Here is a 12,983-nt window from a genome sequence, read left to right as displayed (position 1 = left end):
ATCAGGCCGGGAAAGAAATGCCCAGTAATTTTTCGCTTTCTTGCCAAAGGCGATTTTGTACCGACTGGTCGAGCGCGTAACTGGAAACGCGGGCATCTGACACCGGCCCCAGCAATTCCTTCCGGCGCGTTGGACCATAATAGGCCCCCCGTTTTGCCTCGACGCCAGCAGCGGCCAGCACCGTTGGCCGAGCCCCGAAATGGGCCGACTGGCTCAAACCATGCTTGATGACGCTGTAAAGCATGGCAAGCAAGCGAGAGGGCCCCGTTGTCTGCAAATTGGTGACCGAATAGCCGGGATGACAGGCAACGGCAATTGCCGGAGACCCTTTCGCTGCCAAACGGCGGTCAAGCTCGAAAGCAAACATCAGATTGGCCAACTTGCTCTGAGCGTAGGCATCAAAGCGCGAATAGCGCTTCTCCAGCATCAAATCGTCAAAGTCGATGGTCTTCTTGCCCGTCTTGTGCACCAGTGAGGAAACTGCCACCACCCGTCCCGCGGCGGCTTCGACAAGATCGAGCAACAAGGCAGTCCAGAGAAAATGCCCCAAATGATTGGTGCCGAACTGCAACTCGAACCCGTCTTTGGTTTTGAGTGCAGGGGTGTGCATGATGCCGGCATTGTTGATCAGACCATCGATCCGGTCCGTCATCCCCCGCACGCCTTCAGCTCCCGCGCGGACGGACGCCGTGTCGGCGAGATCAAGACCCACCAGCGACACGCTGCCCTTGGTTGTTGTCAGCAACTGGAGACGGGCGCTTTCTGCTTTTTCCGGTGAGCGACAGGCCAAAATCACATCGGCGCCAGCCTCACCAAGCATGCGCGCTGCTTCAAAGCCGATGCCGGAATTGCCGCCGGTGATCACATAGATCTTGCCTTTCAAATCTGGCAGACGTTCCTCACGCCAGTCAGTGACGCCAAGGGTCGAAATGGTTTTCTCAGCCATCATCAAGTTCCGTATGCGGTTGCCAAGGGACCGGGAAGGGGATACCCTTGAAGGAAGATTTACAAAGTTTACATAATTGATCAAAATTGTCAATTATGTCACGATGGCAGATATGGTGGCGGCAAAATGAATGTCAACGCGGTCATGATGGTTTTTTGTCAATACGGCTTCCGCAAGGCGTCGATGGAGGACATCGCCAAGGCAGCGGGTGTCTCGCGACAGTCAATTTACAAGAAGTTCGGATCGAAAGAAAAAGTCTTTGAATGGGTGATCGAAGCGACGATGCAAGCCGCACTGACCGGGGCTTTGCAAGCCCTGTCCCACGCGGACAATCCACTGGCACAGCGCATGGCGGATGCTTTTGATCAGTGGATCGGCTCATTCGTCTCGATCCTGCATAGCACCCAGCATGGGGGTGAAATTCTTGATCGCGCCATCGACACGGTCAGCCAATGTGGCTCCAGCCATGATGAGAGCTTCTATCGGGCCCTTGAAGATCTGATGCTTGAAGCGGATCTGGTGCGCGATCGCAAAGCGGCTGCAGACAAGGCTTTTGTGCTTGGCATGGCATCCAAGGGAGTGATGCTGAAGACCGAGACCGGTGATGCCTTCCGTCTGGATATGGAACGGATCATCAAGACCGTTCTGATTGATTGAGCAAGGCGACTGCTGACAGTTTCACTGGGTCAAAGCATGCTACGCGCTGCGCTGGTGGCATGCCAACAATCATTTTTGGTGATTAATAATCCCAAATTTGTCATTAGTCTTGATGGTTTCTCCTTGATAAACTGCCGCCCTACGCAACCGGACTATGGCCGCCGACTGCCGAGCGGTACCCGAAGAGGGAAATCATCCGATGTCTGACACCAGCTTGGGCAACAAAACGACCCCACCTTTGCCACCCACCATGATCAACGTCATGTCGCCACGCGACATGGGACTCTATGCGATGATGCTCGCTGTGTGGGGAACCAGCTGGATTGCCATGGCCAATCAGGTTGATGTGGTGCCACCGCTGATCACCGGGGTCTATCGCTTCTCGCTCGCTGCCCTTGCGACCTTCATCTGGGCGTTGGTTGCCCGCCATCCCTTGCGGTTCCCTTGGCGTATTCATTTGCGTTTCATGGTGCTGGGTATTTTCATTTTCTCCAGTAACTTCGTGCTCTTCTATTATTCAGCCACCTATATGGCTTCTGGCTTGATGGCTGTGGTCTTTTCGACGACCAGTCTTATCAATACCGCACTGGCCGCGATCCTGTTCGGTCAACGCCCGAGCCGCAACGCGATTGTCGGGGCTTTGCTGGGCTTTTGCGGGATTGGCATGATTTTCTGGCCCGAAATTGCCGCCAATGCAGGCAAGGAAGGCATATTGATCGGGCTGGGTCTTGGTCTTGCGGGAACACTCAGCTTTTGCACCGGCAACATGCTGACCGTCGCCAACAAGAAACTCAATCTACCACTGGTCAGTGCCAATGCCTGGGGCATGTTCTACGGGACCCTCTGGCTGCTGTTTCTCTCCCAATTGCTCGACATTCCGTTCATGATGGACTGGAGCGGCAAATACTGGATCGCCATGGCATGGCTGGTGTTGATGGCATCGGTCGTGGCCTTCTGGGGCTACATGACCCTGCTCAACAATATCGGCCCGGCGCGTGCAGGCTATCTGACGGTGTTGTTTCCGATTGTTGCGCTGGTCTTGTCGACAATCTTTGAAGAGTATCAATGGACCCTGCCGGGCATGCTCGGGCTGGCCGCGATCATTGCAGGCAACGTGCTGGTAATGCACCAGAAAAAGGTTGCCTGAGCAAAAGGTTGCCTGAGCAAGCGACAGGAACAAACGAAAACGCCACCCCTGCTGATATGCAGAGGGTGGCGTTGTCATGTCTGAAGCTAGGCGACGCGCTCAGCTGCTCTATTCGGCTGCCACTGCTCCATTGCCCGACACATTGTCGAGGGCATTGACGATATGGGCCGCCAATGCGGTATGGATGCGGTCCTTGGCATTGTCAGAGCGAATGAGCGCAATATTGCAGTAAGGCAATTCAGGGAAGCCCTCCCGGGGTCCCAGAACCCGCATGTCTGGCATCAGCGCACTTTCAGGCAGAACCGCAACCGCCAGCCCTGCCATCACAGCCCCCGACGATCCGGCTGCCGTCGAGCTAACATAGGCAATACGATAGGCCTTGCCCGCCCTCGACAGCACTTCGGTGGCGCTTGCTCGCCAGCAACAGTTCTTTGTGCCCAAGGCGAGCGGGATTGTCGATTGGCAATGAACCGAGTGATGGGCTGATGACACCCAGAGCAACGGCTCGGAGCGGATAATCCGCCCGTTGCGAGCCTTTTGATAGTCGCCATGGGTGACAATACCCAAATCCAGCCGTCCATCTTCGATCCGCCGATGAATGCAGGAGCTTTGCTCGCACACCACTTCAATTTCGATATTGGGATGGGTGGTTGCAAAGCTGGCCAGAACGGTTGGCAAAAGGCGCGGTGCATAATCATCAGGCAGCCCAAGCCGCACTTTGCCCGACATGACATCGGATGAAAAGGCCGCGACCGTCTCCGCATTCAGTGACAGCATGCGTCTTGCATAGTCGAGCAGCCGCACACCGGAATCGGTCAACCGGCTCTGGCGACCATCCCGCACAAAGATTGTTTGACCAATGCGCTCTTCCAGTCGCCGCATTTGCATCGATACGGCCGATTGGGTCTTGTTGACCTGTTCGGCAGCCCGCGTGAAGCTCCCGGTTTCGGCAATGGCAATGAAAGTTCGCAACTGGTCAAGATCCATCAATGCATGCATGGCATTCCCCTTGTTTCCCAATCGAGTGCAGCATCTCCGCGAAGAGAGCAGGGTGCATAATGCCTGTCCCGGTCATCGGATTGATTGATGCTCTTTATCTGTCTCTTTTCTATTTATCACAAAATAAGATGGATTCCATAAAAAACATTCGTTGGATTTATTGGACCGGAGACATCATATTCAATTCAACACCGATGAGGATACAAAGCCTTCTCTCAACCGGATCTTGCAACAGCCACTGCTGTCGCTGGTTTCGGTGCGGTGGTCTGTACTCTGATGAAGCCTTAAGCAAGTCCATCAGGGTGGGGCGGTTCCGCTTTCAAAGGGATCCTCGCGGATCGGGAGGCGGTCCATAAATTTGAAAGGGTCGAAGGGTTTATGCCTGAGACCGCAACACATAACGGAGATACCCATGCTGACTGCAGGCCTTTTTTCTGCCTTGTCATCCGCGGCACGCGGCCTCCGCCGCCTCGGATCCACTCTTACAACCATTTCGCGTAATCGTCGTGCGCTCAGCCGTCTTGACGAACTCGATGCCCACACTCTGGCTGATATTGGCTTGACCCGCGGTGACATTGTGTCTGCCCGTGTCATGCCATTCTACCAGGACCCATTCCTGATCGATCCGTTCGAAGACCGGCGTCGCATCAAGGCTGCGGAGCTTGAGGCTCTGGCGCGCTGGCCGCGCCCGATGCCTGAGCAGCCCTATTTGGCACCGCGCACCATTCGTTGTGGCAAGCCGGCAAGCGGTGCTTGCTGATTTGATCCATCACTGCCTTGTCCTTTGAGGCAGACTCGCCCCGCTCCGCATATTTTCACGGCTTCGGTCGTGTTGGGGGGCCTCAAAGGACATTTTTTATTGCGCCAAGTGCCTCGGCAACACCATTCAGAGGTCAGGCGCCCACGGCTAAGCAGCCGGGGATCTTAGCAAAGATCCCCAACCCCTTGACCCGCCACTGGCGGGTCTTTTTTTGTCTTGAAAAGGATGTCGGTGTCAGCGCCTCTTTGGGTCAGACCGTTAGGTTTGATCGTCGTTCGAGGCAGATGGCTGGTTTCGCGCTGGAACATAATGCTCGAACAAACTGTTCAACCCTTTGAGATAATTGGCCTGCAGTTCCATCGCAGCCGTCTGCATCTCTTGCGCCCTGTCCGGTTTGGCAGCGGAAGACGGCGAAGGGGCCTTTGATTTTTGGGGGTAGAGGCCCGCCAACAATCCTTCGAACGCGGCATGGAGCGGGCTTGGCATCGCGTCAAAATCCCGATTGGCCTCGCGAAAATTGCGGCGCCCCATCGCGCCCAGATATTCCATCCAGCTTGTCGGATCATTGAGCGACGGCGTCGCCATTTGCGGCATCAAGGGCATCAGACCGAAGGTGGTCAGCATCGGGAACAGGCTCTTCAGTTGGCTGGCGGAAATACCGGTGGTGCGGGTGGCTTCTTCGAGCAGTTGCGCTTGTGCCATCTGCCCCATGAACACCGTGTTGAGCTTCTCCATTCTGTCCATCTGCTCTGCATAGAGGGAGAAGGGAAAGGCCGACGCGTTGGCGTCGGTATCGGGGGATTTGGCAAAGGACTGGGCGGCCTTGTTGGCCTCTTTTAGGAAGCCCTGCATCAGGTCGCTCATTTCTGACGGCCAGAGGCTAGACAGGTCTGAGGTCGCGGCCGAATTGCCAAATGCTGCCAGAGACTGGTCACGCATTTTGGCAAGGCTATCAAGGAAGGCAGGGGCAAAAGCGTCGCTGGCTTTCTCAATCTCCGCCCTGTCGAGGCCGGATGTCTCCATCATCTGATCGATCGCAGCGCGGCCATAAAGCCCTTCGAGAAAATCAAGATATCCGCTCGCCATCTTGCCCATGCTGTTGCCCATCTCGCGCCTCCCTGCTGTCTGACACCCTTCGCGTCCATTTCCAACTCTGTGCAAGATATTGAGAAAACGAACCAATTCCGACAACCAGCATGCCTGTTCCCTCACAGGGCGTCAAGCAAGCACGCAGAGTGGGGCAGGCGAGGCGCGAGGGTGGACAATCAGTCGATATTTTTCGACTGATTGCTGTTTCAGGCCTCAACCAACAACAATGACATGAACAGACCTCGGCCCGTGTGCCCCCAACAGGATAGTCTGCTCAATGTCGCCGGAGCGCGACGGGCCTGTTACCCGGTTGATGACCCGCGGCATTTGTGACACACCCTGCTCATCGCGCAGGCGCTCCTGCACGCTCTCATAATCCCCGGCAATATCATCTGCATGGACCACGATAATGTGATCCTCGGGCAGGAAATTGAGCGTGGTGGGATTGTCCGGACCGGACAGGAAAATCGCGGTGCCGGTCTCAGCCACGCCACCCAAGGCATGGGTCACGCCAACCAGATCTGTGCCGTCCGACGGGCCGACTTTGCGTTCAAGCTGTGGCTCGGATGCCCAATTGGCGGATGCCAGTCGCGGGTCAGACCCGGTGCGGATTTGCTGAGGCAGGTTGCGACCCCGCAAATAGGCACCAATCGCAGCGGGCAGGGCGTCATAATCGGCAATGCGGTTGACCGTCGAGGCGGCTTTTTCCGCATAATCAAGGAACATCTGCACCTGAGCCTCATGCTCGATCTGACCGCGGGCAGGCAAAATGCCCCGGTCCCGCTTGGAAAGCCGCTCGGCCACCGCGGCCTTACGCTGTTCCAAACCCTCGTCATTGGCAGCCGAGCCCAAAGACCGGCGGATCTTGCCTAGGATCGCGGATTTGGCGGATGATGGCGCGCTCATGAGGCTTTCCTCTTCTTCTGTTCTGCGGCCCACATTTGCTGGAAGGTGCTGCCCTCTGGGGCCGGCAATTCGCGATGCTTGGTCCAGGCCCCGGTCATCGGCAGCTTCTGCATCAGGCCGGTCATCGGCGCGAGATGCTTCATCACACCCATGCCAAAGCCCATCAGCGCGTGATAGAGCGCCGGGCGCGTGGCAAGGAAGGCCCAGCTTTTGAGACCCCAGCGCTGGGTCGATGGGTTGAGATGGCGTTCATACTCCTTTTCCCGCCAATGGCGCATCATTTTCGGCAGCGGAATTTTCATCGGGCAGACGCTTTCGCAGCGACCACAAAAGGTCGAGGCATTGGGCAGATGGCCCGCCTTGTCGACCCCGATCAGCGACGGGGTCAGCACCGAGCCCATCGGGCCGGGATAGACCCAGCCATAGGCATGGCCGCCGACCGCATGATAGACCGGACAGTGATTCATACAGGCCCCGCAGCGGATACAGCGCAGCATTTCCTCAAACTCGGTGCCAAGCATCGACGAGCGACCATTATCGAGCAGGATCACATGATATTGCTCCGGCCCATCCGGGTCTTCTTCTCGCCGGGGGCCGGTCGAGAAGGTGGTATAGACGCTCTGCTCCTGCCCGGTGGCCGAACGGGCCAACAGACGCAGCAACTGGTCCGCATCATTCATCGTTGGCACGATTTTTTCGAGCGACGCCAACACCACATGCACCCGCGACAGGGTCTGAGTCAGATCACCATTGCCCTCATTGGTCACGATGACCGACGAGCCCGTCTCGGCAATCAGGAAATTGGCCCCGGTGATGCCCACATCGGCGGCGAAATATTGCTCACGCAGCACTTCACGCGCTTCCCCCAGCATCGAGGTCGCCTCGCTCAGATCACGATCGGCGGCCAGATGGGTATGGACCCGGCGGAAATCCTCTTCCACCTGATCCTTGGTCACATGCACCGCAGGCGCGATAATGTGACTTGGATGCTCGCCGCGCAGCTGGATGATATATTCCCCCAGATCCGTTTCGACCACATTCAGCCCGTCTTTCTCCAGAAATGCATTCAGTTGCATTTCTTCGGAAATCATCGACTTGCCCTTGGTGATGGTCTTGGCATTGACGGATTCGCAAATCTGCTTGACGATTTTGCAGGCATCCTCAGCGGTTTCCGCCCAATGGACATGACCTCCGCTGGCGGTGACCTTCTCTTCATATTCCTCAAGATAGAGGTCCAGATGCTTTAAGGTATGGGTCTTGATATCCCGGCCCACATCGCGCAAATCCTCAAATTCCGGCAGGGCGTCGACTGCCATCTGGCGCTTGCCAATGAAGCCGGTTTCGATATTTTTCAGCGCCTTTTGCAGCGTCTGATTGGCCAGCGCGTCTCTGGCATTCTCTTTAAAGGTCGGTGAGGTGATTTTCATGTTGGTCCCCTAAGGCTGGTCCCCGAAGGGTCAACGGCCCGGCTTCTCGCCGATGGCCGGTTGGTCGGTCATGCCCGCAAGCACTTCGGCCACATGGCGCACTTCGATGGCCGAACCCTGCCGTTTCAGCTTGCCCGCCATATTCATCAGGCAGCCAAGGTCGCCCGCCAAAAGGGTCGTCACATCGGCTTTTTCTGCATTGCCGGTCTTCTTGGTGACGATGGCGTCGGACACATCGGGATATTTGACGCAGAAGGTGCCGCCAAAGCCGCAGCAAACGTCGCTATCCTGCATTTCCTTTAGCGCCACCCCGTCAATCGAGGAGAGCAGCTTGCGTGGCTGCTTTTCGATCTTCAACTCGCGAAGCCCCGAGCAGCTGTCATGATAGGTAACAGTGCCCTCGAACTGTGAGGCAACGCTCTCCAGCCCTGCCACATCGACCAGAAAACTGACCAATTCATGGGTTTTGCCCGACAGGCTTTCCGCCCGTGCGGCCCAGTTTGGTTCATCGGCGAAGAGACCCGGATAATGCTTGACGATCATCGCGGTACAGGACCCCGATGGTGCGACCACATAATCATAGTCTTCGAAGGCCTTGATCACCTGTTTGGCCACCTTTTTGGCATCCTGCTTGTCGCCCGAATTATAGGCCGGCTGGCCACAACAGGTCTGATCCCGCGGGACCTCGAGAGAGAAGCCCGCCGCTTCAATCAGCTTGACTGCTGCAAAGCCGACAGAGGGGCGGAAAAGGTCAACAAGGCAGGTGACAAACAGGCCGACCCGTTTGCCCTTGGCCTGTGTCTCTTCGCCGTTCGAAGCCTCAGCTTCCAGATTCAATTCGATTTGGTCCATCTTGTTCGGTCCGGTTCATTGGGTGATTGCGTTTTTGATTGATAAGTCTGGGAAGGGCAGGCGCGGCCTGTTGCGCCAGAAATCCCTTCATTCATCACGATCCCTGCTTGCCACCATTGCGGTCTGCCAGTTGCGACAGGCGCATGCGGGAAATCTCTTCCCAGCTGCCCGCTTGCTGGGTGCGGTTGATGGTATGCTCCACATAGTCGATATGGCGCTGGGCCGCGATCCGGGCTTCCTTGGGTTGCTTGTTCATGATGGCTTCGTGGATCTGTTCATGCTGGGCCAGCAAGGCTTCCTGCACCCCCGGCCATTCATACAGCCGGATGCGACTGTAAAAGAGGCCTTCCGACAGAAGCCGATAGCAGGAGCGCATCGTATGCATCATCAGCATGTTGTGCGAAGCTTCAACGATCGCCTGATGGAACTCGAAATCCGCCTCGCTCTCTTTTTGTAGGTCGCCTTCTTCATGATAGCGACGCATGGATTTCATGATCCGGGTCAGGATCAGCTTGTCCGCATCGGTGGCGCGCAAGGCAGCATGCTCGGCGATAATGCCCTCCATGTCGCGGCGAAATTCAAAATAGTCACTCTGGGCTTTCGGGTGGCGACGGATCAGGTCAAAAATCTCATCGGTAAAGACCGTACCCACCACATTGGACACATAAGTGCCGCCTCCATGACGCGAGCGCAGCAAGTTGCGCTGTTCGAGATCCTTCAGAGCATCCCTCAAAACCGGACGGGAAATATCAAGCTGGGTGGCGAGGTCGCGCTCCGGTGGCAGCTTGTCGCCCGGGCGCAGCACCCCTTCCAGAATCAGCCGCTCCAACTGATTGACCACGGCGTCTGATGTACGATTCTGACTGATGGAGCTGAAAATCATGAATGGTTGCTTCCAAAGGGAGAATAGGGGGCGAGACTATGGTCTGTCGCGTGTTTCAGGGAGCATGTCAGCCAAAGTAGGTCTTGTTTCAAAACCACTATTGCATTTACGATGCCGGAATTCAAAGGGCGACGTTGCTGATTTGGTAAATTTATTTTACCAATTTTTGGAAATCAATCAACCGCAGAAATTGTGTGCCTCAACTGCGTGTCCCACCGCGACCTTCCATGCCGGATGATCCTGCCGCAAGCAAGCCCTGCAGCCCGATGCTGAACCCATGGCTCAAGCCGGTGATGGGCATCAGGAGTTGCCATTGGCAAAAGCATCTGTTGAGAGGGGGCGTCGTTAACAATGTCTAAACAAAATGCTGCACAAAAGTGATTAGCATGAACCGAAATGTCGCAATCTGTGTCAAACTTGATAGGCGGCATTGTCAGGCCGAAAAAGGGACGAATGATTGATCCCAAGCCATTGCGAAGTATGATGACCTTTGTGATGCGGTTGGGTGCGGTCTGCTTCTTTGTTGTGTCATGCTGCGCGAAGGAATTGCTGATGGGGCGCATCCCTATCGGACGTAACCAATGACCAGAGCGAAAGGGGGAACGCTTAGATGACCGGCTTGATTTGCGCCCTTTTGTCTGTGGTGGCTGCGTTGGCATGTTTTGTTCTGCGCCCGGATCTGGTGGCCTTTGCTTTCATTTTGGCTGCTCTGTTGGCGTTTGTCGCGGTCATCCGCAAGGCGAGACCGATCTTCCTGTTACTCGCTTTTCTGATTGGCGCGGAAGTGTTCGCGATTCATCCTCTTGGCCTTCAGGCGGTGATCAATCGCTTTGGCTCACCCCATGGCGTCACCATGGATCTGGGCAATCTGGTTCATTTCATTGCAGCTCTGCTTGGTGCGCTATTCATCGCGGCATTGGTGTTTATGATCAGTTGCCGCAAGCATCCCGGTGGGGCCCGTTTCAGCGCCTATGAAGCAAGCGGGGATATTGAAAGTGTGATCACCGGGTTTGCTCGCTTGTCGGCCCTGTTTTATCTGCCCTTGCTGATCCTTCCCCTCTATTTTGCTTCCACCGCCACTCAGCCGGTCGATCAATTGCCGCTCAATCTGGTGTCCTGGCAGGATGCACCGATGCTGTCCGCCAGACCGGAAATCCAGATGTTTGTCTGGTTCAGTGCCATTATCATGCTTGGTGGCATGGCGGCGGCCTGTGTTGGCAATGTTCATCATCGCTATCTTCTGATACGCCAGAAGCAGTCCCCTCGCATACAGGCCTGGTTCGATATTGTCGGATCACTGCTGTTGTTGCTGCCTGCCTGTTGGGTGATGACTGAGGCTGGTTGGGCCCATGCGACCTTGGCGCGCGACCAAAGTGCGGTCACCATGGCGCTCGACGCCCTTTTGCCCGGATTGTCGGTGCCGCAATGGGGCTTCTATATCATGTTTCCCGCAGCGTTCCTGCTCCTCGGGCTGGCGGGCCTCAGTCTCATTCTGCGCTCGCTGATCTTCCTTTACGGCCCCCACTATCTGGTCAAGCGTTCGGCGACCCATCTGGAGCTTGTTTCAGGGTCAACCGGAAAAGGTGACCAGCCGTCGGCTGTGCCTTCAAGGTCGGAAGGACGGGTCAACCCGGCTAGAACCAAAACAAAACTGGACGAAGATCAATCGACCAAACAACATTCGTCCGGAGAACAGTTGGCATGATCGAGGCGTCCGTTCAGACACTTCTGCCAATCTGGCAAAGCCACGCGCCTGACTTGCTGTTGATTGCCGCATTGCTGATGCTGCTGACCGGCTATCCGATCGCCTTCATTCTTGGTGGTCTGGCTTTTTTGTTTGCTCTGTTTGGTGATCTGTCCGGGCTTGTTCATCTTGCCGACTATCACAGCCTTCCAGCCCAGATTTTCAACCAGATCCTGCTCGATCCGGCGTTGCTCGCTCTGCCTTTGTTATTGTTCTTCTGCGAACTGATGATCGAAACCGGGCAGATGGCCGGCCTCTCCCACGCGCTCAAAAGTCAGTTCCAACTGCCCTGTTCAGTGGCCAATGCAGCGGCTCAACCGCACCGACCCCGGAATTCACGACCAAAATCCAGCAAGCCTCAAGCTCCGGAACGCTCGATCTTCATGACACTCTTTGTCCCCGGAGCCGTGCTCGGCATCGTCCTGGCGCGGACGTTTGAAATACCAACCGAATTTTTAACCCTTGGCTTGTTGCCCATCGCTCTTGTTCTGGTGGGTCTTTATGTGACCAACTGGATCCTTGGTATGTGGGTTGAGTTGGGCCATCAGACTCTCAAACAGGACTGGCTCTCCGGTGCCACCGGCTATCCTGAGGGGGCGCCGCCTCCAGGCAGAAAGCCGTCCCGATTTTCCATGCTGATGCGTTTGTTGCCACCGCTTCTGTTGGGTGGTGGTGCGCTCATCCTGCTAACGCAATATCGGGTGTCCCTCTTTGCGACCCTTGCCATTCTCTCCCTCGGTCTCATTCTGGTTGCCATTTGTCAGGGGCGTTTGGGGCCGAGCCTTCTGTTGCAGGTGATGAACCGGGCGGCGGTGACCGCAGGGGCCGTCGCGGCCATTCTTATTGCTGCCTACAGTTTCCATATGGTCTATTTGGATCTTGGTGGCGCGCTGAGGCTGGAGCAACTGGCATCGCTTATCGTGCCGCCTGATAGCGGGCCGCAACCATGGCTGGCCCTGATTGCCCTTTTGGCAGCGTTGGCCTTGCTGGGGCTGATTTTGGACTCGTTGATCTTGGCGGTAATGGTGGTTCCCCTGCTGATGCCCATTTTTACGCATATGGATTTCAACAGCCTTCTGACGCCCAAATGGGCCGGCATTGGCACCCGGCTGGCCTCAATCCAACCATCTAACTTGCTGACGGCCAATGAGATAATCATTCAGGCGAAGCTCTGGTTCGCAGCCCTGTTGTGGCTCTCCCTTATCTCGGGGCTGGTCACCTACGCCAAGCAAAATGGCGAATTGGTTATAAAAACACTTGCGCCGGACCTCAGAAAGACTCAAACTGGCCCGATCAGCTTGCTATTGTTCATCATGCTTCAGTTGATTGGGTTGGCGGCCTGTCTGATCAGGCCTGAAACCGTACTGTGGCTGCCTTCGCTCTTGATACAGTGATGGCGCGCCGGACCTCTGTGTCCAATTCGAACGAGATATCATGCTGATAGTTGCGTCGCCGCCAGCGATGCACCGTCGAATTGCGAGGGGGCCGGGTCAGGCTGGGGAGTGAACAAAACCTCCCTGGCCTACCCAACTGATGCCGGAAACCGGGCCAGTGTTTCGAAATCCCATACCAT

12 protein-coding genes are annotated in these 12,983 nt (G+C 56.1%); 5 read left to right on the top strand and 7 right to left on the bottom strand.

Annotated elements, in window-relative coordinates:
* Position 1: 1 nt before the first annotated feature.
* Entirely contained in the window at positions 2 to 946 is a 945-nt protein-coding gene (locus FDK21_RS12915) for an oxidoreductase (protein WP_210238770.1), read from the bottom strand.
* Positions 947 to 1,072: 126 nt separating this feature from the next.
* Between FDK21_RS12915 and FDK21_RS12910 the strand changes: the two genes are divergently transcribed.
* A complete protein-coding gene (locus tag FDK21_RS12910) occupies positions 1,073 to 1,603 on the top strand; it encodes a TetR/AcrR family transcriptional regulator (RefSeq protein ID WP_114009786.1) in 531 nt (176 codons plus the stop codon).
* Between the two features lie 199 nt (positions 1,604 to 1,802).
* Positions 1,803 to 2,750: an EamA family transporter gene (locus FDK21_RS12905; protein ID WP_171022072.1), complete on the top strand. Its 948-nt coding sequence runs from the start codon at positions 1,803 to 1,805 to the stop codon at positions 2,748 to 2,750.
* A gap of 108 nt (positions 2,751 to 2,858) precedes the next feature.
* On the opposite strand, the gene FDK21_RS12900 is transcribed toward FDK21_RS12905, so the two are convergent.
* Complete coding sequence (locus tag FDK21_RS12900; RefSeq protein WP_114009788.1) at positions 2,859 to 3,749, bottom strand: LysR substrate-binding domain-containing protein; 891 nt, start codon at positions 3,747 to 3,749, stop codon at positions 2,859 to 2,861.
* A 412-nt stretch (positions 3,750 to 4,161) separates the two neighbouring features.
* Between FDK21_RS12900 and FDK21_RS12895 the strand changes: the two genes are divergently transcribed.
* Positions 4,162 to 4,509, top strand: coding sequence for a DUF1127 domain-containing protein (locus tag FDK21_RS12895; protein ID WP_114009789.1), 348 nt, complete (start codon positions 4,162 to 4,164; stop codon positions 4,507 to 4,509).
* Positions 4,510 to 4,767: 258 nt separating this feature from the next.
* Here the strand turns inward: FDK21_RS12895 and FDK21_RS12890 are convergent, their stop codons facing one another.
* From FDK21_RS12890 to FDK21_RS12870, 5 genes are all read right to left on the bottom strand, one after another.
* The gene (locus FDK21_RS12890) at positions 4,768 to 5,616 is read right to left on the bottom strand and encodes a hypothetical protein (RefSeq protein ID WP_138148883.1); all 849 of its coding nucleotides are present in this window, start codon (positions 5,614 to 5,616) and stop codon (positions 4,768 to 4,770) included.
* 195 nt (positions 5,617 to 5,811) lie between these two features.
* The gene (locus tag FDK21_RS12885) at positions 5,812 to 6,504 is read right to left on the bottom strand and encodes an LUD domain-containing protein (RefSeq protein WP_114009791.1); all 693 of its coding nucleotides are present in this window, start codon (positions 6,502 to 6,504) and stop codon (positions 5,812 to 5,814) included.
* The gene (locus FDK21_RS12880) at positions 6,501 to 7,931 is read right to left on the bottom strand and encodes a LutB/LldF family L-lactate oxidation iron-sulfur protein (RefSeq protein WP_114009792.1); all 1,431 of its coding nucleotides are present in this window, start codon (positions 7,929 to 7,931) and stop codon (positions 6,501 to 6,503) included. The genes FDK21_RS12885 and FDK21_RS12880 overlap by 4 nt, the downstream gene beginning before the upstream one ends.
* A gap of 30 nt (positions 7,932 to 7,961) precedes the next feature.
* Positions 7,962 to 8,783, bottom strand: a complete 822-nt coding sequence (locus tag FDK21_RS12875) for a (Fe-S)-binding protein (RefSeq protein ID WP_114009793.1) — start codon at positions 8,781 to 8,783, stop codon at positions 7,962 to 7,964.
* 94 nt (positions 8,784 to 8,877) lie between these two features.
* Complete coding sequence (locus FDK21_RS12870; protein WP_138148881.1) at positions 8,878 to 9,666, bottom strand: FCD domain-containing protein; 789 nt, start codon at positions 9,664 to 9,666, stop codon at positions 8,878 to 8,880.
* A 610-nt stretch (positions 9,667 to 10,276) separates the two neighbouring features.
* Between FDK21_RS12870 and FDK21_RS12865 the strand changes: the two genes are divergently transcribed.
* Together FDK21_RS12865 and FDK21_RS12860 are read left to right on the top strand one after the other, a co-directional pair.
* The gene (locus tag FDK21_RS12865) at positions 10,277 to 11,371 is read left to right on the top strand and encodes a TRAP transporter small permease subunit (protein WP_138148879.1); all 1,095 of its coding nucleotides are present in this window, start codon (positions 10,277 to 10,279) and stop codon (positions 11,369 to 11,371) included.
* Positions 11,368 to 12,804, top strand: a complete 1,437-nt coding sequence (locus FDK21_RS12860; RefSeq protein WP_138148877.1) for a TRAP transporter large permease subunit — start codon at positions 11,368 to 11,370, stop codon at positions 12,802 to 12,804. Before FDK21_RS12865 ends, FDK21_RS12860 begins: the two co-directional genes overlap by 4 nt.
* Positions 12,805 to 12,983 lie beyond the last annotated feature (179 nt).

The organism is Cohaesibacter sp. CAU 1516, from assembly GCF_005771485.1.
In the GTDB taxonomy this organism is placed as follows: Bacteria; Pseudomonadota; Alphaproteobacteria; order Rhizobiales; family Cohaesibacteraceae; genus Cohaesibacter; species Cohaesibacter intestini.
The sequence above is the reverse complement of the archived record's forward strand: the minus strand, read 5'-3'. Positions and strand labels throughout refer to the sequence as shown.